This is a genomic window from Streptomyces sp. NEAU-sy36 (genome assembly GCF_013423905.1).
In the GTDB taxonomy this organism is placed as follows: Bacteria; Actinomycetota; Actinomycetes; order Streptomycetales; family Streptomycetaceae; genus Streptomyces; species Streptomyces misionensis.
Map to the genome: position 1 here is coordinate 6,576,580 of NZ_CP058977.1, position 26,772 is coordinate 6,603,351.

At 67.3% G+C, this 26,772-nt stretch carries 14 protein-coding genes, 1 tRNA gene and 3 rRNA genes; 3 read left to right on the plus strand and 15 right to left on the minus strand.

Going from position 1 to position 26,772, the window contains the following annotated elements; all coding sequences use genetic code 11:
- Window positions 1-116: 116 nt before the first annotated feature.
- Entirely contained in the window at window positions 117-794 is a 678-nt protein-coding gene (locus tag HZZ00_RS28590; RefSeq protein WP_146468336.1) for a two-component system response regulator, read from the minus strand.
- Window positions 795-1,067: 273 nt separating this feature from the next.
- Window positions 1,068-6,524, minus strand: coding sequence for a HAMP domain-containing protein (locus tag HZZ00_RS28595; protein WP_180329142.1), 5,457 nt, complete (start codon window positions 6,522-6,524; stop codon window positions 1,068-1,070).
- A 409-nt stretch (window positions 6,525-6,933) separates the two neighbouring features.
- On the opposite strand from HZZ00_RS28595, the gene HZZ00_RS28600 reads away from it, so the two are divergent.
- Window positions 6,934-9,696, plus strand: a complete 2,763-nt coding sequence (locus HZZ00_RS28600) for a SpoIIE family protein phosphatase (protein WP_180329143.1) — start codon at window positions 6,934-6,936, stop codon at window positions 9,694-9,696.
- A gap of 47 nt (window positions 9,697-9,743) precedes the next feature.
- On the opposite strand, the gene HZZ00_RS28605 is transcribed toward HZZ00_RS28600, so the two are convergent.
- From HZZ00_RS28605 to thyX, 8 genes are all read right to left on the minus strand, one after another.
- Window positions 9,744-9,816, minus strand: a tRNA-Thr gene (locus tag HZZ00_RS28605).
- An 84-nt stretch (window positions 9,817-9,900) separates the two neighbouring features.
- Window positions 9,901-10,563 carry a DegT/DnrJ/EryC1/StrS family aminotransferase gene (locus HZZ00_RS28610; RefSeq protein ID WP_180333753.1) on the minus strand — a complete coding sequence of 221 codons (663 nt, stop codon included), beginning with the start codon at window positions 10,561-10,563 and terminating at the stop codon, window positions 9,901-9,903.
- 115 nt (window positions 10,564-10,678) lie between these two features.
- Window positions 10,679-10,795: ribosomal RNA gene (rrf, locus tag HZZ00_RS28615) — 5S ribosomal RNA — on the minus strand.
- A gap of 72 nt (window positions 10,796-10,867) precedes the next feature.
- Window positions 10,868-13,987 (minus strand): 23S ribosomal RNA (locus HZZ00_RS28620).
- Window positions 13,988-14,294: 307 nt separating this feature from the next.
- Window positions 14,295-15,819, minus strand: a 16S ribosomal RNA gene (locus HZZ00_RS28625).
- The 16S, 23S and 5S rRNA genes sit together here, the layout of an rRNA operon.
- A gap of 487 nt (window positions 15,820-16,306) precedes the next feature.
- Complete coding sequence (locus tag HZZ00_RS28630) at window positions 16,307-17,992, minus strand: ribonuclease J (protein WP_180329144.1); 1,686 nt, start codon at window positions 17,990-17,992, stop codon at window positions 16,307-16,309.
- 194 nt (window positions 17,993-18,186) lie between these two features.
- Window positions 18,187-19,086 carry a 4-hydroxy-tetrahydrodipicolinate synthase gene (gene dapA / locus HZZ00_RS28635; protein ID WP_180329145.1) on the minus strand — a complete coding sequence of 300 codons (900 nt, stop codon included), beginning with the start codon at window positions 19,084-19,086 and terminating at the stop codon, window positions 18,187-18,189.
- A gap of 211 nt (window positions 19,087-19,297) precedes the next feature.
- On the minus strand, window positions 19,298-20,047 hold the full coding sequence (thyX, locus tag HZZ00_RS28640) for an FAD-dependent thymidylate synthase (protein ID WP_180329146.1): 750 nt from the start codon (window positions 20,045-20,047) through the stop codon (window positions 19,298-19,300).
- A gap of 175 nt (window positions 20,048-20,222) precedes the next feature.
- Between thyX and HZZ00_RS28645 the strand changes: the two genes are divergently transcribed.
- On the plus strand, window positions 20,223-20,462 hold the full coding sequence (locus HZZ00_RS28645) for a hypothetical protein (RefSeq protein WP_180329147.1): 240 nt from the start codon (window positions 20,223-20,225) through the stop codon (window positions 20,460-20,462).
- A gap of 90 nt (window positions 20,463-20,552) precedes the next feature.
- The gene (locus HZZ00_RS28650; protein WP_180329148.1) at window positions 20,553-21,110 is read left to right on the plus strand and encodes a hypothetical protein; all 558 of its coding nucleotides are present in this window, start codon (window positions 20,553-20,555) and stop codon (window positions 21,108-21,110) included.
- A gap of 113 nt (window positions 21,111-21,223) precedes the next feature.
- Here the strand turns inward: HZZ00_RS28650 and HZZ00_RS28655 are convergent, their stop codons facing one another.
- From HZZ00_RS28655 to rpsO, 5 genes are all read right to left on the minus strand, one after another.
- Complete coding sequence (locus HZZ00_RS28655; protein ID WP_070022121.1) at window positions 21,224-21,679, minus strand: tetratricopeptide repeat protein; 456 nt, start codon at window positions 21,677-21,679, stop codon at window positions 21,224-21,226.
- A 13-nt stretch (window positions 21,680-21,692) separates the two neighbouring features.
- Window positions 21,693-22,445, minus strand: a complete 753-nt coding sequence (dapB, locus tag HZZ00_RS28660; RefSeq protein ID WP_180329149.1) for a 4-hydroxy-tetrahydrodipicolinate reductase — start codon at window positions 22,443-22,445, stop codon at window positions 21,693-21,695.
- Between the two features lie 51 nt (window positions 22,446-22,496).
- Window positions 22,497-23,876 (minus strand): pitrilysin family protein, encoded by a 1,380-nt coding sequence (locus HZZ00_RS28665; protein WP_180329150.1) that lies wholly within the window; start codon window positions 23,874-23,876, stop codon window positions 22,497-22,499.
- The gene (locus HZZ00_RS28670; RefSeq protein WP_180329151.1) at window positions 23,873-26,089 is read right to left on the minus strand and encodes a polyribonucleotide nucleotidyltransferase; all 2,217 of its coding nucleotides are present in this window, start codon (window positions 26,087-26,089) and stop codon (window positions 23,873-23,875) included. Before HZZ00_RS28670 ends, HZZ00_RS28665 begins: the two co-directional genes overlap by 4 nt.
- Window positions 26,090-26,385: 296 nt before the next feature.
- Window positions 26,386-26,673 carry a 30S ribosomal protein S15 gene (gene rpsO / locus HZZ00_RS28675; protein WP_003997419.1) on the minus strand — a complete coding sequence of 96 codons (288 nt, stop codon included), beginning with the start codon at window positions 26,671-26,673 and terminating at the stop codon, window positions 26,386-26,388.
- Between the last annotated feature and the right edge of the window lie 99 nt (window positions 26,674-26,772).

The window sequence follows — 26,772 nt, forward strand, 5'->3', positions numbered from 1 at the left end:
AGGTTACCGGGGGAGACGACAGCGGACACGTGTGCCCACAGCTTCACCCGTTCGTGTCGCCCCGGCCGACGCGCGGAACTGACGCGCACTCACAGGCAACGGAGCACCTGCGCGGATCAGTTGGGCGACGACAACGCCGAGCCACCGGACCCGGTGCCGGGCTCCAGTGCGTCGAGGGCGCGGCGCAACCCGGTGAGTTTGCGCTCCAGATGTGCCGCCGTGGCCACCGCGGCCGCGTCCGCCGAGTCGTCGTCCAACTGCTTGGACAGCGCCTCGGCCTGCTCCTCGACGGCGGCGAGCCGCGCGGACAGCTCGGCGAGCAGCCCGGCCGACTCCTTGCCGCCGACCGCGCCCTTGCCGCCCTCCAACTGGAGCCGCAGCAGCGCCGCCTGCTCGCGCAGCTGGCAGTTCTTCATGTACAGCTCGACGAAGACCGAGACCTTCGCGCGCAGCACCCACGGGTCGAACGGCTTGGAGATGTAGTCCACCGCGCCGGCCGCGTAGCCCCGGAAGGTGTGGTGCGGGCCGTGGTTGATCGCCGTGAGGAAGATGATCGGGATGTCGCGGGTCCGCTCGCGCCGCTTGATGTGCGCCGCGGTCTCGAACCCGTCCATGCCCGGCATCTGGACGTCCAGCAAAATAACCGCGAAATCGTCCGTGAGCAGCGCTTTGAGCGCTTCCTCCCCGCTCGATGCCCGCACCAGCGTCTGATCGAGCGCAGAGAGGATGGCCTCCAGCGCCAGCAGATTCTCCGGCCGGTCATCGACCAGGAGGATCTTGGCCTTCTGCACCATGGCCCGCCCTCCTCGCCCCGGCGGTACACCGGGCGCCGCCCCAGGGGACGACTCCCTTTCGCCGCCCGTCCTTGTGCCGGTCATCGTAGCCGCACCCCGCTCGTCGCCACACCCTGTCACCGCGATGTCACCGCGCACGTAGCGGAAACGCGGCGGGAACCCGGATGGTTCCCGGAACCCCACGTTCCCATACGTCCGCACCCACCTTAGGCGGGCGGCTCCCCGCGTCCGCCGAGGGATCCCCGGTGTTCACAGCACGGTCGGCCGATCCCGTCACTTCCCCCGCATCCACTCCTGGAGCACGCCGAGCAGATGGTCCGAGTCGACCGGCTTGGTCACGTAGTCGGACGCGCCCGCCTCGATCGCCTTCTCCCGGTCGCCCTTCATCGCCTTCGCGGTCAGCGCGATGATCGGCAGCCCGGCGAACTGCGGCATCCTGCGGATCGCCGTCGTCGTCGCGTAGCCGTCCATCTCGGGCATCATGATGTCCATCAGGACGACCGCCACGTCGTCGTGCTGTTCCAGGACCTCGATGCCCTCACGGCCGTTCTCCGCGTACAGCACCGACAGGCCGTGCTGCTCCAGGACGCTGGTGAGCGCGAAGACATTGCGGATGTCGTCGTCGACGATCAGCACCTTCTGGCCGCCGAAGCGCACCCCGCGCGCGGACGGCGCGCTGTCCTGCTCGGGCACCGCCGCCCACTGCTCAACGCGCTGCTCCCCTTGCGGCAGGCTCCGCCGGCGGCGCCGGAACAGCGCCGCGGGGCCGTTCTGCATCTCCATGTACGACTTGACCTCGGCCGGCGTCTCGATCTCGGAGGCGGACAGCTGCGAGGACTGCTCCGCGTCCGAGGCGGCCAGGTCACCGGCCTCCGGCGGGGCCACGGACTGCTGGTAGCCCTGCGGCGGCAGCTCGCTCGGGTACAGCGGCAGGTACAGCGTGAACGTGGAACCGCGGCCCGGTTCGCTCTGCGCGTGGATCTCACCGCCGAGCAGCTGCGCGATCTCCCGCGAGATGGACAGGCCGAGCCCCGTGCCGCCGTACTTGCGGCTGGTGGTGCCGTCCGCCTGCTTGAACGCCTCGAAGATCACCCGCATCTTGCTGGCCGCGATGCCGATGCCGGTGTCCGTCACCGAGAACGCGATCAGCTCGCCCTCCGGATCGGTCAGCGACCCGGCCTCCAGCAGCTGCTCCCGGATGTTCCGCGGCACGTCCGCGCCCGCCGGCCGGATGACCAGCTCCACCGACCCCGAGTCGGTGAACTTCACCGCGTTGGACAGCAGGTTGCGCAGCACCTGGAGCAGCCGCTGCTCGTCGGTGTGCAGGGTCGCGGGCAGCTCCGGGGAGACCCGCACCGACAGGTCCAGGCCCTTCTCCGCGGTCAGCGGCCGGAAGGTGGCCTCCACGTAGTCCACGAGCTGGACGAGCGCGATCCGGGTCGGCGAGACGTCCATCTTGCCGGCCTCGACCTTGGCCAGGTCCAGGATGTCGTTGATCAGCTGGAGCAGGTCGGACCCGGCGCCGTGGATGGTCTCGGCGAACTCGACCTGCTTGGGCGAGAGGTTGCCCTCGGCGTTGTCGGCGAGCAGCTTGGCGAGGATCAGCAGCGAGTTCAGCGGTGTGCGCAGCTCGTGCGACATGTTGGCGAGGAACTCGCTTTTGTAGCGCATCGACACCGCGAGCTGCTCGGCGCGCTCCTCCAGGACCTGCCGGGCCTCCTCGATCTCGGTGTTCTTCACCTCGATGTCCCGGTTCTGCCGGGCCAGCAGCTCGGCCTTCTCCTCCAGTTCGGCGTTGGACGCCTGGAGCGCCTTCTGCCGGTTCTCCAACTCCGCCGACCGCTCGCGCAGTTGCTCGGTCAGCTCCTGCGACTGCTTGAGCAGCTGCTCGGTCTTGGTGTTGACCGAGATGGTGTTGACGCTGGTCGCGATGACCTCGGCGATCTGGTTGAGGAAGTCCTTCTGGATCTGCGTGAACTTCGTGAACGAGGCCAGCTCGATCACGCCGAGCACCTTGTCCTCGAACAGCACCGGCAACACGATCACCTGGGCCGGCGGGGCCTCGCCGAGCCCGGAGGAGATCTTCAGGTAGCCGCTGGGCGCGTCCGAGACCAGGATGGTGCGCTTCTCCTGGGCGGCCGTGCCGACCAGTGCCTCACCGGGCCGGAACGACGTCGGCATGGAGCCCATCGAATAGCCGTAGGAGCCGAGCATCCGCAGCTCGTAGGCGTTCTTGCCGTCACCGGCGGCCTTGCCCTCCACGAGCGGCATCGCCAGGAAGAACGCGCCGTGCTGCGCGGAGACCACCGGCGTCAGCTCGCTCATGATCAGCGACGCCACGTCCTGGAGGTCCCGGCGGCCCTGCATCAGCGCGGAGATGCGGGCCAGGTTGCCCTTGAGCCAGTCCTGCTCCTTGTTCGCGATCGTGGTGTCGCGCAGATTGGCGATCATCTTGTTGATGTAGTCCTGGAGTTCCTGGATCTCGCCGGACGCGTCGACGTCGATCTTCAGGTTCAGGTCGCCGCGGGTCACCGCGGTCGCCACCCGCGCGATGGCGCGCACCTGCCGGGTCAGGTTCCCGGCCATCTCGTTCACCGACTCGGTCAGGTCCCGCCAGGTGCCGTCCACGTCCCGCACCCGCGCCTGCCCGCCGAGCTGGCCCTCGGTGCCCACCTCGCGGGCCACCCGCGTGACCTCCTCGGCGAAGCTGGACAGCTGGTCCACCATGGTGTTGATCGTCGTCTTCAGCTCGAGGATCTCGCCGCGCGCGTCGATGTCGATCTTCTTGGTCAGATCGCCCTTGGCGATGGCCGTGGTGACCATCGCGATGTTGCGCACCTGGCCGGTCAGATTGGACGCCATCTGGTTCACCGACTCGGTGAGGTCCTTCCAGGTGCCCGCCACGCCCGGCACGTGCGCCTGCCCGCCCAGGATGCCGTCCGTGCCCACCTCGCGGGCCACCTTGGTGACCTGGTCGGCGAACGAACTCAGCGTCTTCACCATGGTGTTGATGGTGTCGGCGAGCTGCGCGACCTCACCGCGCGCCTCGATCGTCACCTGCCGCGTCAGGTCACCGTTGGCGACTGCCGCCGCCACCTGGGAGATGTTCCGCACCTGCATGGTCAGGTTGTTGGCCATCAGGTTGACGTTGTTGCTCAGGTCCTTCCAGATGCCCGTGACACCCGGCACGTGCGCCTGCCCGCCGAGGATTCCCTCGGTGCCCACCTCGCGCGCCACCCGGGTCACCTGCTCGGCGAAGCTGGACAGCTGGTCGACCATGGTGTTCACCGTGGTGACCAACTCCAGGATCTCGCCCTTGGCGTCGACGGTGATCTTCTTCGACAGATCGCCCTTGGCGACCGCGGTCGTGACCTCGGCGATGTTGCGCACCTGGATCGTCAGGTTGTTCGCCATGAAGTTCACCGACTGCGTGAGGTCCTTCCAGGTGCCGGAGACCCCCTGCACCTCGGCCTGCCCGCCGAGGATGCCCTCCGTACCCACCTCACGGGCCACCCTGGTGACCTCCTGGGCGAACGACGACAGCTGGTCCACCATCGTGTTCAGGGTGTTCTTCAGCTCCAGGATCTCCCCGCGCGCGTCCACGGTGATCTTCTGGGAGAGGTCACCGCGCGCCACCGCGGTGGCGACCTGCGCGATGTTGCGCACCTGGGCCGTCAGGTTCCCGGCCATGCCGTTCACCGAGTCCGTCAGGTCCCGCCACACGCCGGCGACGCCGGGCACCTGGGCCTGACCGCCCAGCCGGCCCTCCGTGCCCACGTCCCGCGCCACCCGGGTCACCTGGTCGGCGAACGCGGACAGCTGGTCGACCATCGTGTTGATCGTGTTCTTCAGTTCCAGGATCTCGCCGCGCGCGTCGACGTCGATCTTCTGCGACAGATCGCCGTTGGCCACCGCCGTGGTCACCTGGGCGATGTTGCGCACCTGCGAGGTGAGGTTGCCGGCCATGAAGTTGACGGAGTCCGTCAGCTCCTTCCAGGTGCCCGAGACGCCGTCCACCCGCGCCTGACCGCCCAGCCGGCCCTCGGTGCCCACGTCCCGCGCCATCCGCGTCACCTGGTCGGCGAAGCTCGACAGCTGGTCCACCATGGTGTTCACGGTGTTCTTCAGCTTGAGCATCTCGCCGGAGACGTCCACGGTGACCTTCTGCGACAGATCGCCGTTGGCCACCGCCGTGGTCACCTGGGCGATGTTGCGCACCTGCCCGGTGAGGTTGCGGAACGCCGTGTTGACGGAGTCCGTCAGGTCCTTCCACGTACCGGCCGCACCCGGCACCTGCGCCTGGCCGCCCAGCTCGCCCTCGACGCCGATCTCCCGCGCCACCCGCGTCACCTCGGCACCGAACGCGGACAGCTGGTCCACCATGCCGTTGACGGTGTTCTTCAGTTCCAGCATCTCGCCGGCCACGTCCACCGTGACCTTCTGCGACAGGTCACCGCTGGCCACCGCGGTCGTCACGGCGGCGATGTCCCGCACCTGCGTGGTCAGGTTCCGGAACACCGTGTTGACCGAGTCCGTCAGGTCCTTCCAGGTTCCCGCCGCCCCCGGCACGTTCGCCTGACCGCCGAGCCGGCCCTCCGCGCCGACCTCGTTGGCGACGCGCGTCACCTCGTCCGCGAAGATCCGCAGCGTCTCGGTCATCTGGTTGATGGTCTGGGCGAGCTGCGCCACCTCGCCGCGCGCCTGGACGGTCACCTTCTGCGACAGGTCGCCGTTGGCGACGGCCGTGGTCACCTGCGAGATCCCGCGCACCTGGGCGGTGAGGTTGCCCGCCATCGTGTTGACGGAGTCGGTCAGCTCCTGCCAGACGCCGGCCACCTCGGGCACCTGCGCCCGGCCGCCGAGGATGCCCTCGGTGCCCACTTCCCGGGCCACCCGCGTGACCTCCGAGGAGAAGGCCGACAGCTGGTCCACCATCGTGTTGACGGTGTTCTTCAGCTCCAGCATCTCGCCCGCGACGTGCACGGTCACCTTGCGCGACAGATCGCCCTTGGCGACCGCCGTCGTCACCAGGGCGATGTCCCGCACCTGGGCGGTGAGCCGGTCCGCCATGGTGTTGACGGACTCGGTCAGGTCCTTCCAGGAACCCGACATCCCGCGCACCCGGGCCTGACCACCCAGCTTGCCCTCGGTGCCGACCTCGCTGGCCACCCGCGTGACCTCGTCGGTGAACGTCGACAACTGGTCGACCAGGTTGTTGACCGTGCGGCCGACCTTCAGGAACTCGCCCCGCAGCGGATGCCCGGTGCCGCCGTCCGGCGCCTGCGCCCGCAGCTCCATCCGCGGCGACAGATCGCCCTCCGCGACCGCCGTGAGCACCCGGCCGACCTCCGACACGGGCCGCACCAGATCGTCCACCAGCGCGTTCGAGTGGTCGATCGCCGTCGCCCAGGAGCCCTCGCAGGCCCCGGTCTCCAGCCGTTCCGTGAGCTTGCCCTCGCGGCCCACCATCCGCCGCACCCGCGCCAGCTCACCGGTCAGATGCAGATTGCGGTCGGCCACCTCGTTGAAGACCGCCGCGATCTCCGACATCACGCCGTCCCCGGACACCGTCAGCCGTTTACGGAAGTTCCCGTCGCGCATCGCCACGAGAGCCGCCAGCAGGCGGTTCAGGGCAGCGGTGTCCACCTCGGTGACACCGCCGCTCCTGCCCAGGGACGGTCCGCCCTTCGCGCGCGTCTTCGTGCCACGCGTCGCTGCGCCAGACTCCACTGTGTCCCTCCCGGGGGATCGACCCTTACTGCCGTATGCGGCCGCTTCGGCCCGGCACGCCGGTCATCGGCGTACCGGATGCGTCCGCGTACCGGTTACTGCTGCGTATTTCTGCCAGACGAGATCCGGCCACACCAGGGGCTGCTGCCCGTCGTACACGGAACACACGCGGTGCGACCCGACCTTCATCAGAAGCTTGCCCAGTGTTTCACCCTGCCCGAACCAGGCCATAACAGTTCGGCAGCTTCGCACATCGTCCGCACACCCTGGGGGGTAAACACCGGCGACCGGCATCCGCTCGGACCGCGAAGGTAAGTAACCTTGCATCCGGCTGTCCAGCCGCACCGGTCCCGACCGGCCTGGGCGGTGGCACGAGAACGAGCGGGCATCGGAGGGGCGGCCGCAGACCATGACCACCGGACTGATTCCCGGGGGACAGACCCCGGAGCCGCGGCCGACCGACCCGCAGATGCCACAGCAGCAGCGGCACGACCCGGCCGGCCGGTCAGCCCCGCACGACGACAACCGGCCGAGGAGTTCTGTGATCACCGCGCGCGCGGCCGCCAGTTTCGAGCCCGTCGGACGATCCGTGGCGACCGCCCGGGCCTTCGTCCGCGACACCCTCCAGGGCTGGGGCTTCGCCGACATCACCGACGACGCCGTCGTCCTCACCAGCGAACTGGTCACCAACGCGGTCGTGCACGCCGGTACCCACGCCGAGGTGCTCTGCCTGCGCACCGAGGACGGTGTGCGCATCGAGGTCTCCGACCACTACCCCGAGCGCGAGGTCCCGCTCCAGACCTCTGCCCACCCGATGGCGGGCCCCGACCGCGAGGGCGGCCGCGGCCTCCAGCTCTGCGCGGCCCTCGCCACCCGCTGGGGCGTCGACTACACCCCGACGCACAAGCACGTCTGGTTCCAGCTGAACCTGCCCGAGCGACCGGTCGGCACCCGCACCGCGGGCCCCGCGCTCCCCACGGACCTGCTTCCGCTGGCCGACGGCCGGGTCCGCGTCGCCGTCCTCCAGATCGACCGCAAGGGCGCCATCACCGCCTGGAACGAGGACGCCGAGGAGCTGTTCGGCCACCCCGCCGCCGAGGCCATCGGCAGGCCCCTCACCGAACTCGCCGCCTGGCCGCACACCCCGGGCACCGGCACCGGCGTCGCCGAGGCCCTCCGGCTCTCCCGCTGGGAGGGCAGTTACGGCATCCGCGGCGCCGACGGCCGGGTCGTCCAGGTGTACGCCTCCCACCTCAGGGTCCGCGACACCGGCGGCGAGCCCTCCACCGTCTGCCTGCTGGTGCGCGACCACGAGCGCGCCGTGCTCCAGACGCCCGCGCGGGTCCCGGCCGGCGACCAGGGCAGCGCGCAGGACGGCCAGAACACCGACCCCTTCGAGGTGTTCATCGGCTCCCCCGCCCCGGACGACCTGGACGGACTGCTCCAGCGCACCGTGGAGCGCGCCCGCGACATGCTCGACGGCGACTCCGCGTTCCTGCTGCTGGCGACCGACGACGAGACCGAGCTGGAGGTCCGCGCCTCCACCGGGCTGCCCTCCGCCCGACAGCGTTTCGCCCGGGTCCCCGTGGAGGCGGGCCCCGGCCGCTACGGCTCGGCGCGCATGCCCGCCGTGCACGACGACCTCAGCGCCGTCCCCGGCGCCGTCCCGCTGCTGACCGGCACCGGCATGCGCTCGGTCGTCACGGTTCCGCTCAAGGTCGAGGGGCGCCTCACCGGTTCCCTCGGTGTCGCGGCCGAGGCACCGGGCCGCTACTCCAACGAGGAGGCGCTGCGCCTGCAGTTCGCCGCCGACCGGATCGCCCTCGCCGTGGAGTCGGCCCGCCTGGGCGAGCTGGAGCGGCTGCGCCGCGGCTCCCTGAGCTTCCTGGTCGAGGCGTCCGATCTGCTGGCCGGCACTCTGGACCGCGACCAGACGCTGGCCCTCATGGCCCAGATGACGGTTCCGACGCTGGCCACCTGGTGCGCGGTGTACACCATCGCCGACCAGGCCTCGGAGCCGTACCTGTCGTACGTCCTGCACGAGGACGAGGAACTCATCGACGGCATCAAGTCGTTGCTGGCCAAGGTCGCCCCGCCGGATCCGGTGCCGACGCCCGGCGCCCGCGTCTGGACGGTCCCCGGCGAGGTCGCCCACCAGGCCGCCCTGCGCACCTCCATGCGCACCCTGGGCCTGGCGGGCGGATCCACGCACCGGGTCGCCGCGGGCATCGGTCCGACTCTGGCGACGGCTTCCGCCGTCGGCGGCGAAACGGTCGTGCTGCCGCTGGTCGCCCGCAACCGGGTCATCGGCATGCTGGTGCTCGGCAAGCCCACCGACGAGCACTTCCGTCAGGAAATCCTGGAGCTGGCCGAGGACTTGTCCCGCCGGGCCGCCCTGGCCCTGGACAACGCCCGTCTGTACTCGGAGCGCACGGCCATCAGCCAAGCCCTCCAGCGCAGCCTGCTGCCGCCGGACACCCCGGACATCGAGGGCGTCGAGGTGGAGGTCATCTACCGCGCGGCCGGCGAGGGCAACGAGGTGGGCGGCGACTTCTACGACCTGTTCCCCATCGGCAACGGCGCTTACGGCTTCGCCATCGGCGACGTCTGCGGTACCGGTCCCAACGCGGCGGCGGTGACCGGCCTGGCCCGGCACGCCCTGCGGCTGCTGGCCCGGGAGGGTCTCAGCGGCCCGGCGGTCCTGGAGCGGCTGAACTCCGCCATTCTGGACGAGGGCGACCGCAGCCGCTTCCTGACGCTGCTGTACGGCGAGATGCGCCCGCAGGAGGACGGCAGCGCCGAGTTGAAGGTGGTCTGCGCCGGCCATCCGCTCCCGCTCCGGCTGCGCCAGGACGGCACGGTGACTCCGGCCGCCGAACCCCAGCCGCTGCTGGGCGTGATCGAGGACCTGGAGCTGTACGAGGAGACGGTCACCCTTGATCCCGGGGATGTGCTGCTCTGTGTCACGGACGGCGTCACCGAACGCCGCGAGGGCACGCGGATGCTGGGCGACGACGGTCTCGCCGATGTCCTCACCACCTGCACGGGTCTGACGGCGGGTGCGGTCGCGGCCCGCATCATGCGCGCGGTGGAGCGTTTCGCGTCGGATGCCCCGTCGGACGACATGGCGATTCTGGCGATGCGGGTCCCGGGAATCCACAAGGACGCCTGAGGGCATACGAAAAGACCCCGCCCGGATGGGCGGGGTCTTTTTCACGGAGCCCCCAAACGGAATCGAACCGTTGACCTTCTCCTTACCATGGAGACGCTCTGCCGACTGAGCTATAGGGGCCTGTCGTTTCGGAGGTTTCCCTCGCGGCGACAAGAAAACTGTACCCCGAAGTGGCCTGACTTCCCAAATTCGTTCGGCGGGCGGTCAGAAGGCGGGCTGGAGGAGTCCGCCGAGGGCGTTGCACGCGGCGGCGATCCGCTGCATCTCCCGCTTCGTCAGGGCGGCTTCGACGGGCAGTGCGAGGGTTTCGTCGGCGGCCAGCTCGGTCTGCGGCAAGGACACGCACCGGCGGAATTCCGGCAGCCGGTGCACGGGTGTCTTCACCGGTACCCGGCAGTCGACGCCTTTGGTCCGCAGGGCGCGTGCGAAGGCGTCCCGGTCCGGCCGGCCGTTGCCGGGGACGCGTACGACGTACTGCTGGTAGGTGTGTCCGTCACCGCCGTCGGGGGTGCGTACGCCCTTCAGCTTGGCGTCGAGGTAGGCGGCCCGCTCCCGGCGCTGTGCCGTCTCGTCGTACGGCGCCTCGGATTCGCCCTGCTCCAGGACCAACAGCTGGTGCCGTTGCCCGAGGGCGTGCATCCGTCCGATGTCGGCCCGCCGTCCGAAGCGGTGGACGACGACGACGGCCGCGGTGCGGTGGGTCAGGGCCGCTTCCACCGCCGCCGGGTCGAGGCAGTAGGTGACGGGGTCTATGTCGGCGAACACGGGGAGCGCGCCGGCCCGGGTGACGGCCTCGGCCACTTCGACGTTCCCGAAGGCCGGTACGACGACCTCGTCACCGACTCCGACGCCGGCCGCCCTGAGCATTTCGGAGGTTCCCATGTCAGGGATGCTGGGCGCGCAACGTGAACGACACGTTACGCACAACAGAAAAAGGCCGGACCCCGAACCGAAGTTCAGGATCCGACCTCTTCTAAAAGGAGTTCGGCGGCGTCCTACTCTCCCACAGGGTCCCCCCTGCAGTACCATCGGCGCTGTGAGGCTTAGCTTCCGGGTTCGGAATGTAACCGGGCGTTTCCCTCACGCTATAACCACCGAAACACTATGAAACTGACAACCAGCACAATGGTTGTTCGTGGTTTCAGAACCAACACAGTGGACGCGAGCAACTGAGGACAAGCCCTCGGCCTATTAGTACCGGTCACCTCCACCAGTTACCTGGCTTCCAGATCCGGCCTATCAACCCAGTCGTCTACTGGGAGCCTTACCCCATCAAGTGGGTGGGAGTCCTCATCTCGAAGCAGGCTTCCCGCTTAGATGCTTTCAGCGGTTATCCCTCCCGAACGTAGCCAACCAGCCATGCCCTTGGCAGAACAACTGGCACACCAGAGGTTCGTCCGTCCCGGTCCTCTCGTACTAGGGACAGCCCTTCTCAAGACTCCTACGCGCACAGCGGATAGGGACCGAACTGTCTCACGACGTTCTAAACCCAGCTCGCGTACCGCTTTAATGGGCGAACAGCCCAACCCTTGGGACCGACTCCAGCCCCAGGATGCGACGAGCCGACATCGAGGTGCCAAACCATCCCGTCGATATGGACTCTTGGGGAAGATCAGCCTGTTATCCCCGGGGTACCTTTTATCCGTTGAGCGACGGCGCTTCCACAAGCCACCGCCGGATCACTAGTCCCGACTTTCGTCCCTGCTCGACCCGTCGGTCTCACAGTCAAGCTCCCTTGTGCACTTACACTCAACACCTGATTGCCAACCAGGCTGAGGGAACCTTTGGGCGCCTCCGTTACCCTTTAGGAGGCAACCGCCCCAGTTAAACTACCCATCAGACACTGTCCCTGATCCGGATCACGGACCCAGGTTAGACATCCAGCACGACCAGACTGGTATTTCAACGACGACTCCACAACCACTGGCGTGGCCGCTTCAAAGTCTCCCAGCTATCCTACACAAGCCGAACCGAACACCAATATCAAACTGTAGTAAAGGTCCCGGGGTCTTTCCGTCCTGCTGCGCGAAACGAGCATCTTTACTCGTAGTGCAATTTCACCGGGCCTATGGTTGAGACAGTCGAGAAGTCGTTACGCCATTCGTGCAGGTCGGAACTTACCCGACAAGGAATTTCGCTACCTTAGGATGGTTATAGTTACCACCGCCGTTTACTGGCGCTTAAGTTCTCAGCTTCGCCCCACCGAAGTGAAGCTAACCGGTCCCCTTAACGTTCCAGCACCGGGCAGGCGTCAGTCCGTATACATCGCCTTACGGCTTCGCACGGACCTGTGTTTTTAGTAAACAGTCGCTTCTCGCTGGTCTCTGCGGCCACCCCCAGCTCAGACCGTAAAGATCATCACCAGGTGTGGCCCCCCTTCTCCCGAAGTTACGGGGGCATTTTGCCGAGTTCCTTAACCATAGTTCACCCGAACGCCTCGGTATTCTCTACCTGACCACCTGAGTCGGTTTAGGGTACGGGCCGCCATGAAACTCGCTAGAGGCTTTTCTCGACAGCATAGGATCATCCACTTCACCACAATCGGCTCGGCATCAGGTCTCACCCTGCATGAGCGGCGGATTTACCTACCACTCGGGCTACACCCTTACCCCGGGACAACCACCGCCCGGGATGGACTACCTTCCTGCGTCACCCCATCACTCACCTACTAACCGCTTGGTTCAGCGGCTCCACCACTCCCCTTCACCCGAAGGATCCAGGGCGGCTTCACGGCCTTAGCATCACGATGCTCGATGTTTGACGCTTCACAGCGGGTACCGGAATATCAACCGGTTATCCATCGACTACGCCTGTCGGCCTCGCCTTAGGTCCCGACTTACCCTGGGCAGATCAGCTTGACCCAGGAACCCTTAGTCAATCGGCGCACACGTTTCTCACGTGTGAATCGCTACTCATGCCTGCATTCTCACTCGTCAACCGTCCACAACTACCTTCCGGTGCTGCTTCACCCGGCAGACGACGCTCCCCTACCCATCACAGCAGGCGTTGGCCCTCATGCTGCAATGACACGACTTCGGCGGTACGCTTGAGCCCCGCTACATTGTCGGCGCGGAATCACTAGACCAGTGAGCTATTACGCACTCTTTCAAGGGTGGCTGCTTCTAAGCCAACCTCCTGGTTGTCTGTGCGACTCCACATCCTTTCCCACTTAGCGTACGCTTAGGGGCCTTAGTCGATGCTCTGGGCTGTTTCCCTCTCGACCATGGAGCTTATCCCCCACAGTCTCACTGCCGCGCTCTCACTTACCGGCATTCGGAGTTTGGCTAAGGTCAGTAACCCGGTAGGGCCCATCGCCTATCCAGTGCTCTACCTCCGGCAAGAAACGCACGACGCTGCACCTAAATGCATTTCGGGGAGAACCAGCTATCACGGAGTTTGATTGGCCTTTCACCCCTAACCACAGGTCATCCCCCAGGTTTTCAACCCTGGTGGGTTCGGTCCTCCACGAAGTCTTACCTCCGCTTCAACCTGCCCATGGCTAGATCACTCCGCTTCGGGTCTTGAGCGTGCTACTAAAATCGCCCTATTCGGACTCGCTTTCGCTACGGCTTCCCCACCCGGGTTAACCTCGCAACACACCGCAAACTCGCAGGCTCATTCTTCAAAAGGCACGCAGTCACGAGAAGCACCGAAGTGCTTCCGACGCTCCCACGGCTTGTAGGCACACGGTTTCAGGTACTATTTCACTCCCCTCCCGGGGTACTTTTCACCATTCCCTCACGGTACTATCCGCTATCGGTCACCAGGGAATATTTAGGCTTAGCGGGTGGTCCCGCCAGATTCACACGGGATTTCTCGGGCCCCGTGCTACTTGGGTGTCTCTCAAGCAAGCCGCTGACATTTCGACTACGGGGGTCTTACCCTCTACGCCGGACCTTTCGCATGTCCTTCGCCTACATCAACGGTTTCTAACTCGCCCTACGGCCGGCAGACCGCAGAAGAGAGATCCCACAACCCCGCACACGCAACCCCTGCCGGGTCTCACACGCATACGGTTTGGCCTCATCCGGTTTCGCTCGCCACTACTCCCGGAATCACGGTTGTTTTCTCTTCCTGAGGGTACTGAGATGTTTCACTTCCCCTCGTTCCCTCCACACTGCCTATGTGTTCAGCAGCGGGTGACAGCCCATGACGACTGCCGGGTTTCCCCATTCGGAAACCCCCGGATCAAAGCCTGGTTGACGACTCCCCGGGGACTATCGCGGCCTCCCACGTCCTTCATCGGTTCCTGGTGCCAAGGCATCCACCGTGCGCCCTTAAAAACTTGGCCACAGATGCTCGCGTCCACTGTGCAGTTCTCAAACAACGACCAGCCACCCATCACCCCGAACCCAAAGGATCCGAGTGCACTGGGGCCGGCGACTGAGGAGAAGTTCATTCCCTCAGACACCCAACAGCGTGCCCGACCACAACCCGTCCGAAGATCAAGCGTTCCACGCTCCGAAGAGCAGTACTAGCAGCCTCCGACCCGAGATACCGGCCGAGTAGTCAACGTTCCACCCATGAGCAACCAGCATCAGACATTCGCTGATGTACTGGCCTCTGACCAGGCAAGCCCGGTAAGAAGTGCTCCTTAGAAAGGAGGTGATCCAGCCGCACCTTCCGGTACGGCTACCTTGTTACGACTTCGTCCCAATCGCCAGTCCCACCTTCGACAGCTCCCTCCCACAAGGGGTTGGGCCACCGGCTTCGGGTGTTACCGACTTTCGTGACGTGACGGGCGGTGTGTACAAGGCCCGGGAACGTATTCACCGCAGCAATGCTGATCTGCGATTACTAGCGACTCCGACTTCATGGGGTCGAGTTGCAGACCCCAATCCGAACTGAGACCGGCTTTTTGAGATTCGCTCCACCTCACGGTATCGCAGCTCATTGTACCGGCCATTGTAGCACGTGTGCAGCCCAAGACATAAGGGGCATGATGACTTGACGTCGTCCCCACCTTCCTCCGAGTTGACCCCGGCGGTCTCCCGTGAGTCCCCAGCACCACAAGGGCCTGCTGGCAACACGGGACAAGGGTTGCGCTCGTTGCGGGACTTAACCCAACATCTCACGACACGAGCTGACGACAGCCATGCACCACCTGTACACCGACCACAAGGGGGGCACTATCTCTAATGCTTTCCGGTGTATGTCAAGCCTTGGTAAGGTTCTTCGCGTTGCGTCGAATTAAGCCACATGCTCCGCCGCTTGTGCGGGCCCCCGTCAATTCCTTTGAGTTTTAGCCTTGCGGCCGTACTCCCCAGGCGGGGCACTTAATGCGTTAGCTGCGGCACGGACAACGTGGAATGTTGCCCACACCTAGTGCCCACCGTTTACGGCGTGGACTACCAGGGTATCTAATCCTGTTCGCTCCCCACGCTTTCGCTCCTCAGCGTCAGTATCGGCCCAGAGATCCGCCTTCGCCACCGGTGTTCCTCCTGATATCTGCGCATTTCACCGCTACACCAGGAATTCCGATCTCCCCTACCGAACTCTAGCCTGCCCGTATCGACTGCAGACCCGGGGTTAAGCCCCGGGCTTTCACAACCGACGTGACAAGCCGCCTACGAGCTCTTTACGCCCAATAATTCCGGACAACGCTTGCGCCCTACGTATTACCGCGGCTGCTGGCACGTAGTTAGCCGGCGCTTCTTCTGCAGGTACCGTCACTTTCGCTTCTTCCCTGCTGAAAGAGGTTTACAACCCGAAGGCCGTCATCCCTCACGCGGCGTCGCTGCATCAGGCTTTCGCCCATTGTGCAATATTCCCCACTGCTGCCTCCCGTAGGAGTCTGGGCCGTGTCTCAGTCCCAGTGTGGCCGGTCGCCCTCTCAGGCCGGCTACCCGTCGTCGCCTTGGTGAGCCATTACCTCACCAACAAGCTGATAGGCCGCGGGCTCATCCTGCACCGCCGGAGCTTTACACCATCAAGGATGCCCAAGATGGTCATATCCGGTATTAGACCCCGTTTCCAGGGCTTGTCCCAGAGTGCAGGGCAGATTGCCCACGTGTTACTCACCCGTTCGCCACTAATCCACCCCGAAGGGCTTCATCGTTCGACTTGCATGTGTTAAGCACGCCGCCAGCGTTCGTCCTGAGCCAGGATCAAACTCTCCGTGAATGTTTACCGGTAATCCGGTGACACACACGGGAGCGGAACCAAGAGGAGGAATAGTCCCCTCGGTCCTCAGCGTCCTCGCTGTGTTTCTTCAAAGGAACCTCGACCATCGGTGATCCGATGGACGGGGTATCAACATATCTGGCGTTGACTTTTGGCACGCTGTTGAGTTCTCAAGGAACGGTCGCTTCCTTTGTACTCACCCTCTCGGGCTTTCCTCCGGGCGCTTCCCTTCGGTGTTTCCGACTCTATCAGATCTTTTCTCGATCCGATTTCCTCGGTGCTTTCCAGGTTCCCGCTTCCGCGTTTCCCTTTCCGGCGGTTCCGACTTTATCAGAAGTTCTGAGTCGGTTTTCCCATCCGGTCCGGGACACCGTGTCCAGCGCATGAAGTGCTGGGGTTCCCAACCGGGCGGGGTCGTAAACGTACTGGAGCGGGGCGCCCCGATGCAAATCGAGGCGCCCCGCTCCTGGTCACAGCCGACGGGTCGTCAGACCTCCACGACCACAGGGAGGATCATCGGCCTGCGGCGGTAGGTGTCCGAGACCCACTTGCCGAGGGTGCGGCGGATCAGCTGCTGGAGCTGGTGCGGCTCCACGACGCCGTCCTGGGCGGACCGCTCCAGGGCGTCGTTGATCTTCGGGACGACACCGGCGAAGGCCGAGTCCTCGATACCCGAGCCGCGGGCCTGGATGTGCGGACCACCCGTGATCTTGCCGGTGGAGGAGTCCACCACCACGAAGACCGAGATGATGCCCTCGTCGCCGAGGATCTTGCGGTCCTTGAGCGCCGGCTCGCCGACGTCGCCGACGGAGAGGCCGTCGACGTAGACGTACCCCGCCTGCACCTTGCCGGAGATCTTCGCCTTGCCCTCGACCATGTCGACCACCACGCCGTCCTCGGCGATGACGATCCGGTCGTGCGGGACGCCCGTGAGCGCTCCCAGCTCGGCGTTGGCGCGCAGATGGCGCCATTCGCCGTGTACCGGCATCAGGTTCCTGGGGCGGCAGATGTTGTAGAAGTACAGCAGCTCGCCCGCGGAGGCATGGCCGGAAACGTGCACCTTGGCGTTGCCCTTGTGGACGACGTGGGCGCCCCAGCGGGTCAGGCCGTTGATCACGCGGTAGACCGCGTTCTCGTTGCCGGGGATCAGCGACGAGGCCAGGATGACCGTGTCGCCGTCGACGATGCGGATCTGGTGGTCCCGGTTGGCCATCCGGGACAGGGCCGCCATCGGTTCGCCCTGGGAGCCCGTGCAGACGAGGACCACCTCGTGGTCGGGCAGGTCGTCGAGCGCCTTGACGTCGACCACCAGGCCCGGCGGGACCTTCAGATAGCCGAGGTCACGGGCGATGCCCATGTTGCGGACCATGGAGCGGCCGACGAAGGCGACCCTGCGGCCGTACTCGTGCGCGGCGTCCAGGATCTGCTGGATGCGGTGGACGTGGCTGGCGAAGCTCGCCACGATGATCCGCTTGCGGGCGCCGGCGAACACCTGGCGCAGCACGCTGGAGATGTCGCGCTCGTGCGGTGTGAAGCCGGGGACCTCGGCGTTCGTGGAGTCGGTCAGCAGGAGGTCGATGCCCTCCTCGCTGAGCCGCGCGAACGCGTGCAGGTCGGTGAGGCGGTTGTCCAGCGGAAGCTGGTCCATCTTGAAGTCGCCGGTGTGCACCACCATGCCGGCCGGGGTGCGGATGGCGACGGCCAGGGCGTCCGGGATGGAGTGGTTGACGGCGATGAACTCGCAGTCGAAGGGGCCGATGCGCTCGCGGTTGCCCTCCTCCACCTCCAGGGTGTACGGCCGGATGCGGTGCTCCTGGAGCTTGGCCTCGATCAGGGCGAGGGTCAGCTTGGAGCCGATCAGCGGGATGTCCGGCTTCTCGCGGAGCAGGAAGGGGACAGCGCCGATGTGGTCCTCGTGGCCATGGGTGAGGACGATGCCCTCGATGTCGTCGAGGCGGTCCCGGATGGACGAGAAGTCCGGCAGGATCAGGTCGATTCCGGGCTGCTCCTCCTCGGGGAAGAGCACTCCGCAGTCGACGATCAGCAGGCGGCCGCCGTACTCGAAGACCGTCATGTTCCGGCCGATCTCGCCGAGGCCGCCGAGCGGGGTGACCCGCAGGCCGCCCTTGGGAAGCGGCGGGGGCGGGCCGAGTTCAGGGTGCGGATGACTCAAAAGACTCTCCTCAAACCATGCGCGCCACGTACCGGTACGGCACGTGGCGCGCATGACGTTCGTGCGAAGCAGTTGTCGTTGTGGAAGGCGGGCACCGGTGGCCCGCGTATGCGGTTGTCTCTTCAGTTGTCTCTTCAGGGGTGAAGCCCGGAGGCTTCTGGACCGCCTGGGTCCGGGTCGTGCGAAGTCTGTTGCTAGAGCTGTACCCCGCCGGCGGCAAGATCGATCTTGAGCTGCTCGATCTCCTCGGGCGAGCACTCGACCATGGGCGAGCGCAGGGGCCCGCCGGGCAGTCCGAGCAGGCCGAGCGCGGCCTTGGTGGTCATGACGCCCTGGGTGCGGAACATGCCGGTGTAGACCGGGAGCAGCTTCTGGTGGATCTCGGTGGCCTTGACCACGTCGCCGGAGGTGTACGCCTCGACCAGGGCGCGCAGGTCCGGGGTGACCAGGTGGCCGACGACCGAGACGAAGCCGACCGCGCCCACGGAGAGCAGGGGCAGGTTCAGCATGTCGTCGCCGGAGTACCAGGCGAGTCCGGACTGGGCGATGGCCCAGCTGGCGCGGCCGAGGTCGCCCTTGGCGTCCTTGTTCGCGACGATCCGGGGGTGCTCGGCGAGCCGGACGAGCGTCTCGGTGTTGATCGGGACGCCGCTGCGGCCGGGGATGTCGTACAGCATGTTCGGCAGCCCGGTGGCGTCGGCGACGGCCGTGAAGTGCCGGTACAGGCCCTCCTGCGGGGGCTTGTTGTAGTACGGGGTGACGACCAGGAGGCCGTGGGCGCCGATGCGCTCGGCCTCGCGGGCCAGCTCGACGCTGTGGTGGGTGTCGTTGGTGCCGACGCCCGCCACCACGTGGGCCCGGTCTCCGACCGCCTCCAGTACGGCTCGTACGAGGTCCGCTTTCTCCGCGTCGCTGGTGGTGGGGGACTCGCCGGTGGTGCCGTTGACGATCAGGCCGTCGTTGCCTGCGTCCACCAGGTGGGCGGCGAGCCGCTGCGCGCCGTCGAGGTCGAGTGCGCCGTCCGCCGTGAAGGGCGTGACCATGGCGGTGAGGACCCGCCCGAAGGGGGTCTGCGGAGTCGAGGTCGGAGCCATGGGTAACACGCTACTCGGTGCTCCGTGCGCGGTCTGCCCTTGGGGGGCCGGGTAAGTCAGGACAAATATGGAACCCGGCACTGCCTGCTCGGGGGTTCAAGCAGTGCCGGGTCCGTTTGATCAGGCTAGATGAACTTCTCTAAATGCCGCAATACGGACACTTCAGGAGGCTGACCCGTACATCCGTTCCGCGCTCCGCAGCGGCGCCCGGTCAGGGGGCCACGCGGCCGTTCGCGTTGTAGGCGGCGTACGTCAGCGGCATGAGCTGGGCCCACTCCGCCTCCATCTTCTCGCCCACCATCTCGATCTCCCGCTGCGGGAACGACGGCACCTTGGCCAGCTCGTGCTGGGTGCGCAGGCCGAGGAAGTGCATCAGGGAGCGCGCGTTGCAGGTGGCGTACATCGAGGAGTACAGGCCGACCGGGAGCACCGCGCGGGCGACCTCGCGGGCGACGCCCTCGTCGAGCAGCTTCTGGTAGGACGCGTAGGCCTGCCGGTACGACTCCTCCAGGGTGCCGCTCACCGTGGCGTGCTGCTCCGGGGTGCCCTCGACGAAGACGTACTTGCCGGGGCGGCCCTGCTGCACGAGCTTGCGGTCGGCGTCCGGGACGTAGAAGACGGGCTGGAGCTCCCGGTAGCGGCCGGACTCCTCGTTGTACGACCAGCCGACCCGGTGCCGCATGAACTCCCGGAAGACGAAGATCGGGGCGCTGATGAAGAAGGTCATCGAGTTGTGCTCGAACGGGCTGCCGTGCCGGTCGCGCATCAGGTAGTTGATCAGGCCCTTGGAGCGCTCGGGGTCCTTCTTCAGCTCGTCCAGGGACTGCTCGCCCGCGGTGGAGACGCGGGCGGCGAAGAGGACGTCGGCGTCCGAAGCGCTGGACTTCACCAGCTCGACGGTGACATCGCTGCGGAACGTGAGCGACTCGGGGGTGGTCACGGGGGTTGGGGTCCTTCCCATCACTTCGGGTGGTTCGCGCCCACCTTACGGGGCACCCGGCGGAGCCCGAGCGGGACCTCACCCCAAAAAACCCGCCGACGATTTTTTCGGACATGGGCACCTTTTGCCGCACTCGGTCGTCTGTACCGGTGAGGCCTACATGTTCGACCCCACATGGGAAAGGAGTGGCACCGCGATGTCCCGTCGGAGCGAGCCCGTCCCCTTCGCGTTCCTCGCCGAAGCCGACACGTTCCGCAGCAATGTGGCTCCCCCGCCGCGGCAGCGGGCGTCCTTCGGTGAGATAGCCGGGCGCTGGCTGCTGGGTCTGACCATCGTGGCCGGGCTCGTGGGCTCCCTGCTCATCGGCATGCCGGCGCTGTCCACTCCGTCCGGCCCGCCGGCACCCCAGTCGCAGGCGTCCCAGGGGCACCGCTGACCCTTACGGCGGCTCAAGGCTGGTGAGCGGGAAGCGGGCCGGATAGCCTCACCGGGCACAGCCCCCGTGAGGACCGAGTGAGGACCAGCCGTGCCCCTGCCCTTCCTGACGGCCGACCGCACCTTCGAGTCGGCCTCCGAGAGCGCGCTGCCGTACGACGACCGGGACCGCTGGCGGCGTCCCTACCGGCCCGGCCCCTGGCGGGTGGCCCTGGCCGCGCTGGTGCTGATGGTCGCCTCCTTCGTGCTGTTCGCGGCGGTGCTGATCGCGCTGACCGGCTCGGCCTCCTCCGCCGCGGTGGTCCTCGGCACGGGACTGCTGGTGATCGCGGGTGCGCTGCGCCTGCTGCGCATGGGCGTCTGGGTGAGCGCGCGCGGGCTGCGTCAGGTGGGCTTCGTGATGACGCGTACGGTGCCGTGGGCGCGGGTGGTGTCCGTGCGGACGGTGCAGCAGCCGGTGCGGTGGCTGGGGCTGCCGAGGACGGTGCAGGGCCAGGCGTTGACGCTGTCGCGCAAGGACCGTCCGGCCGCGGAGACCCCGGCGCTGCTGACCACGCACACCCTGGACTTCGTGGGGCGCCCGGCGGCCTTCGAGCGGGCGGCGGACGTGGTGGAGGCGTGGGCGGCGGAGGCGGGCCGGGGCCACTGAGTCCCGGCGCGTGACCGCCGGCCGGGCGGGGCGGGTACGCCCGCGCGGTCCGGCGGACACGCGGCGGCGCGGCCGGCCCGTCGGGTGTCCGCGGCCGGGCCGGCTACGGCACGTCAGGCGTCCGTCGGCGTGCGGCCCGCGTGCAGGGCGATCGCCCGCTGCATGGCCTTGCGGGCGCGGGGGGTGTCCCGGGCGTCGTGGTAGGCCACGGCCAGGCGGAACCAGCAGCGCCAGTCGTCCGGGGCGGACTCGGTCTCGGCCTTGCGCTTGGCGAAGACCTCGTCGGCCGAGTCGCGGTCGATCCGGCCGCCGGGGGTGCGCCGCAGCTCGTCCACGGGCAGGCCGCCCTCGGCGTCGAGTTCGGCGGCGAGCTGGTTGGCCCGGCGGACGAACTGGGTGTTCTTCCAGAGGAACCACAGCCCGATGACCGGCAGGATCAGCACCGCGACCCCGAAGGTCACGGTGAGGACCGTACCGGTCTCGATGAGCAGCACACCGCGGCTGCCGACCAGGACGAAGTAGAAGACCAGGACGGCGGCCGTGATGAGGTAGTTGATCTTCGCGCGCATCGCAGGGACCGTCTCAGCTCAGGTCGAGGAAGTGCTCCAGGCCGAAGGTCAGGCCCGGAGTGGTCACCACGCGGCGGGCGCCGAGCAGGATGCCCGGCATGAAGCTGCTGTGGTGCAGGGAGTCGTGGCGGATGGTGAGGGTCTCGCCCTCGGCGCCGAGCAGCACCTCCTGGTGGGCCAGGAGGCCGCGCAGCCGTACGGCGTGCACGGGGACGCCGTCCACGCTCGCGCCCCGGGCGCCGTCCAGCGCGGTGACTGTGGCGTCCGGCGCGGGGGCGGTGCCGGCCGCCCGGCGGGCCTCGGCGATGAGCTGCGCGGTGCGGGTGGCCGTACCGGACGGCGCGTCCACCTTGTTGGGGTGGTGCAGCTCGACCACCTCGACCGACTCGAAGTACGGCGCGGCGATCTGCGCGAACTTCATGGTCAGCACGGCCCCGATGGAGAAGTTCGGGGCGATGAGCACGCCGGTCTGCGGGGATCGGTCGAGCCAGCCCGTCAGCTGCGCGAGGCGTTCCTCGGTCCAGCCGGTCGTACCGACGACCGCGTGGATGCCGTGGCGCACGCAGAAGTCGAGGTTGCCCATGACCGAGGCGGGGGTGGTCAGTTCGACGACGACCTGGGCACCGGTCTCCGCCAGCGTCTCCAGCTTGTCGCCCCGGCCGAGGGCGGCCACCAGCTCCATGTCCTCGGCGGCCTCGACCGCCCTGACCGCCTCGGACCCGATCCGGCCCTTGGCGCCGAGGACCGCCACGCGCAGCTTGCTCATCCTTGCTTCCTCACGATCCTTGCCGGCTTGCCGACTTGTCGATTCCGTTGGTCAGGCGACGGCGTCGTGCAGCCGCGCGGCCTGTTTGTCCTTCAGCGGGCCGATGACCGACAGCGACGGACGCCTGCCCAGGATGTCGCGGGCGACCGAGCGCACCTCGTCCGGGGTGACCGCGGCTATCTTCGCCAGCATGTCGTCCACCGACATCTGCTCGCCCCAGCACAGCTCGCTCTTGCCGATACGGTTCATCAGCGCGCCGGTGTCCTCCAGGCCGAGGACGGTGGAGCCCCGCAACTGGCCGATGGCGCGGGTGATCTCGTCGTCGGTCAGCCCGTTGGCGGCCACGTGGTCGAGTTCGTCGCGGCAGATCCGCAGCACGTCGTGCACCTGGCTGGGACGGCAGCCGGCGTAGACGCCGAACAGGCCGCAGTCGGCGAAGCCGGACGTGTACGAGTACACGCTGTAGGCGAGGCCGCGCTTCTCCCGGACCTCCTGGAAGAGCCGCGAGGACATCCCGCCGCCGAGGGCGGTGTTGAGGACGCCCATGGCCCAGCGGCGGTCGTCGGTGCGGGCGAGGCCCGGCATGCCGAGCACGACGTGCGCCTGCTCGGTCTTGCGGCCGAGCAGTTCGACCTTGCCGAAGGTCCGGATGGTACGGCTGCCGTGGCGCGGGGCGATGGGCTGCGCGTCCAGGTTCTTCAGGGCGCCCGCCTTCTCGAAGGCGGCGCGGACCTGTCGTACGACCTTGTTGTGGTCGACGTTGCCGGCGCAGGCGACCACCAGGTGGGTGGGGTCGTAGTGCTTGCGGTAGAAGCGGCGGATGCGGTCGGCGGTGAGGGCGTTGACGGTGTCCACGGTGCCGAGGACCGGGCGGCCGAGGGCGTTGTTCCCGAACATGGTGTGCGCGAACAGGTCGTGCACGCAGTCGCCGGGGTCGTCCTCGGTCATCGCGATCTCTTCGAGGATGGCGCCGCGTTCGACGTCGACGTCCTCCTCGACGATGAGCGAGCCGGTCAGCATGTCGCAGACGACGTCGATGGCGAGCGGCAGGTCGGTGTCGAGCACGCGTGCGTAGTAGCACGTGTACTCCTTGGCCGTGAACGCGTTCATCTCGCCGCCGACGGCGTCGATGGCGGCGGAGATGTCCAGCGCGGAGCGGCGCTCGGTGCCCTTGAAGAGCAGGTGCTCCAGGTAGTGCGTCGCGCCGTTCAGGGCGGGGGTCTCGTCACGGGAGCCGACGTGGGCCCAGATGCCGAAGGTGGCGGAGCGGACCGACGGCAGGGTTTCGGTGACGATGCGCAGGCCCCCGGGGAGGGTGGTCTTGCGGACGGTGCCGATGCCGCCGGTGCCCTTGATCAGGGTTTGGGTACGGGCGACGGCCCGCGCCTCCGAAGAGGAGCGGGCCGTCACCTTCGAGCCACGGGACGTCACTGCTCGGCGTCGTCCTTCGCCTCGTCGCCGTCCTCGCCCTCGATCACCGGGATGAGGGACAGCTTGCCGCGGGAGTCGATCTCGGCGATCTCGACCTGGACCTTCTGGCCCACGCCGAGGACGTCCTCGACGTTCTCCACGCGCTTGCCGCCGGCGAGCTTGCGGATCTGCGAGATGTGCAGCAGACCGTCCTTGCCGGGCAGCAGGGAGACGAACGCACCGAAGGTGGTCGTCTTGACGACCGTACCCAGGTAGCGCTCCCCGACCTCGGGCATCGTCGGGTTGGCGATGCCGTTGATCGTGGCGCGGGCGGCCTCGGCCGAGGGGCCGTCGGCGGCACCGATGTAGATCGTGCCGTCGTCCTCGATGGTGATCTCGGCGCCGGTGTCCTCCTGGATCTGGTTGATCATCTTGCCCTTGGGGCCGATGACCTCACCGATCTTGTCGACCGGGATCTTGACGGTGATGATCCGCGGGGCGTGCGGGCTCATCTCGTCGGGCCGGTCGATGGCCTCCATCATCACGTCGAGGATGTGCAGGCGGGCGTCGCGGGCCTGCTTGAGGGCCGCGGCCAGGACGGAGGCCGGGATGCCGTCCAGCTTGGTGTCGAGCTGGAGGGCGGTCACGAAGTCCTTGGTGCCGGCGACCTTGAAGTCCATGTCGCCGAAGGCGTCCTCCGCACCGAGGATGTCGGTGAGGGTGACGTAGTGCGTCTCGCCGTCGATCTCCTGGGAGATCAGACCCATGGCGATACCGGCGACCGGGGCCTTCAGCGGCACACCGGCGTTCAGCAGCGACATGGTGGAGGCGCAGACGGAGCCCATGGACGTCGAACCGTTGGAGCCGAGGGCCTCGGACACCTGGCGGATCGCGTAGGGGAACTCCTCGCGGGTCGGCAGCACCGGCACGAGCGCGCGCTCGGCGAGGGCGCCGTGGCCGATCTCGCGGCGCTTCGGGGAGCCGACGCGGCCGGTCTCGCCGGTGGAGTACGGCGGGAAGTTGTAGTTGTGCATGTAGCGCTTGCGGGTCACCGGGGAGAGGGTGTCCAGCTGCTGCTCCATGCGGAGCATGTTGAGGGTGGTGACGCCCAGGATCTGGGTCTCGCCACGCTCGAACAGCGCGGAGCCGTGCACCCGCGGGATGGCCTCGACCTCGGCGGCCAGGGTGCGGATGTCGGTGACACCGCGGCCGTCGATGCGCTTCTTCTCCTTGATGACGCGCTCACGGACCAGGGTCTTGGTCAGCGAGCGGTACGCGGCGGAGATCTCCTTCTCGCGGCCCTCGAACTCGGGCAGCAGCTTCTCGGCGGCCAGACCCTTGACGCGGTCCAGCTCGGCCTCGCGCTCCTGCTTGCCGGCGATGGTGAGCGCCTGGGCGAGCTCGGGCTTGACCGCGGCGGTCAGCGCCTCCAGGACGTCGTCCTGGTAGTCCAGGAAGATCGGGAACTCGCCGGTCGGCTTGGCGGCCTTGGCGGCGAGGTCGGACTGGGCGCGGCACAGGACCTTGATGAACGGCTTCGCGGCCTCCAGGCCGGCGGCCACGACCTCCTCGGTCGGCGCCTCGGAGCCACCCTCGACCAGCTTGATGGTCTTCTCGGTGGCCTCGGCCTCGACCATCATGATCGCGACGTCGCCGTCCTCCAGGACGCGGCCCGCGACGACCATGTCGAAGACGGCGTCCTCGAGCTCGGTGTGCGTCGGGAAGGCCACCCACTGGCCGCGGATCAGCGCGACGCGGACGCCGCCGATCGGGCCGGAGAAGGGCAGGCCGGCCAGCTGGGTGGACGCGGACGCGGCGTTGATCGCGACGACGTCGTACAGGTGGTCGGGGTTGAGCGCCATGACCGTGCAGACGACCTGGATCTCGTTGCGCAGGCCCTTCTTGAAGGACGGGCGCAGCGGACGGTCGATCAGGCGGCAGGTGAGGATCGCGTCCTCGCTCGGCCGGCCCTCGCGGCGGAAGAAGCTGCCGGGGATCTTGCCGGCGGCGTACATCCGCTCCTCGACGTCCACCGTGAGGGGGAAGAAGTCGAGCTGGTCCTTGGGGTTCTTGGAGGCGGTGGTGGCCGACAGCACCATGGTGTCGTCGTCCAGGTACGCCACGGCGGAGCCGGCGGCCTGCTTGGCCAGGCGGCCCGTCTCGAAGCGGATGGTGCGGGTACCGAAGGCGCCATTGTCGATGACGGCCTCGGCGTAGTGGGTCTCGTTCTCCACTAGCGTTTTCTCCTCGTCTTCGTCCCTGGACTGCCCGTGTGGCAGGGGGACGGTGGTGGAGAAGCGCGCCTGCTGTGCGGGCCGGTCTTCGATCGAAGCACCCGGGGCTCGCTTCCCCCCGGGGGCCACTACCGAGGACCGGCGGCGGCGTGGTGCGCTTCTCCTCGTTCTGTGTCGTGCCTAATGCGTTGTGCTACCACACTACAAAGCGTGAGTGACACCGCGCACGTTTCCGCACGTACAGCAAAGGGAGCGGTCCCCGAGTCCTGCCGGGAACCGCTCCCCTCACGGCGTCCTTACTTGGCGCCCGCCGCACCGCGGCGGATGCCGAGGCGGTCGACCAGCGCGCGGAAGCGCTGGATGTCCTTCTTCGCCAGGTACTGCAGCAGGCGACGGCGCTGACCGACCAGGATCAGCAGGCCACGACGGCTGTGGTGGTCGTGCTTGTGGGTCTTGAGGTGCTCGGTCAGGTCGGAGATCCGACGGGACAGCAGAGCGACCTGGACCTCGGGGGAGCCGGTGTCACCCTCCTTGGTACCGAACTCGGCGATGATCTGCTTCTTCGTAGCGGCGTCGAGCGACACGCGTACTCCTCATAGTCTGTGAGAGCCACCGAGTGCCCCCGGTCTACATCTCGGGAGAGCTTCCGTTACTCGGGAGGCGGGGATCCGCTGCGCGCGGCC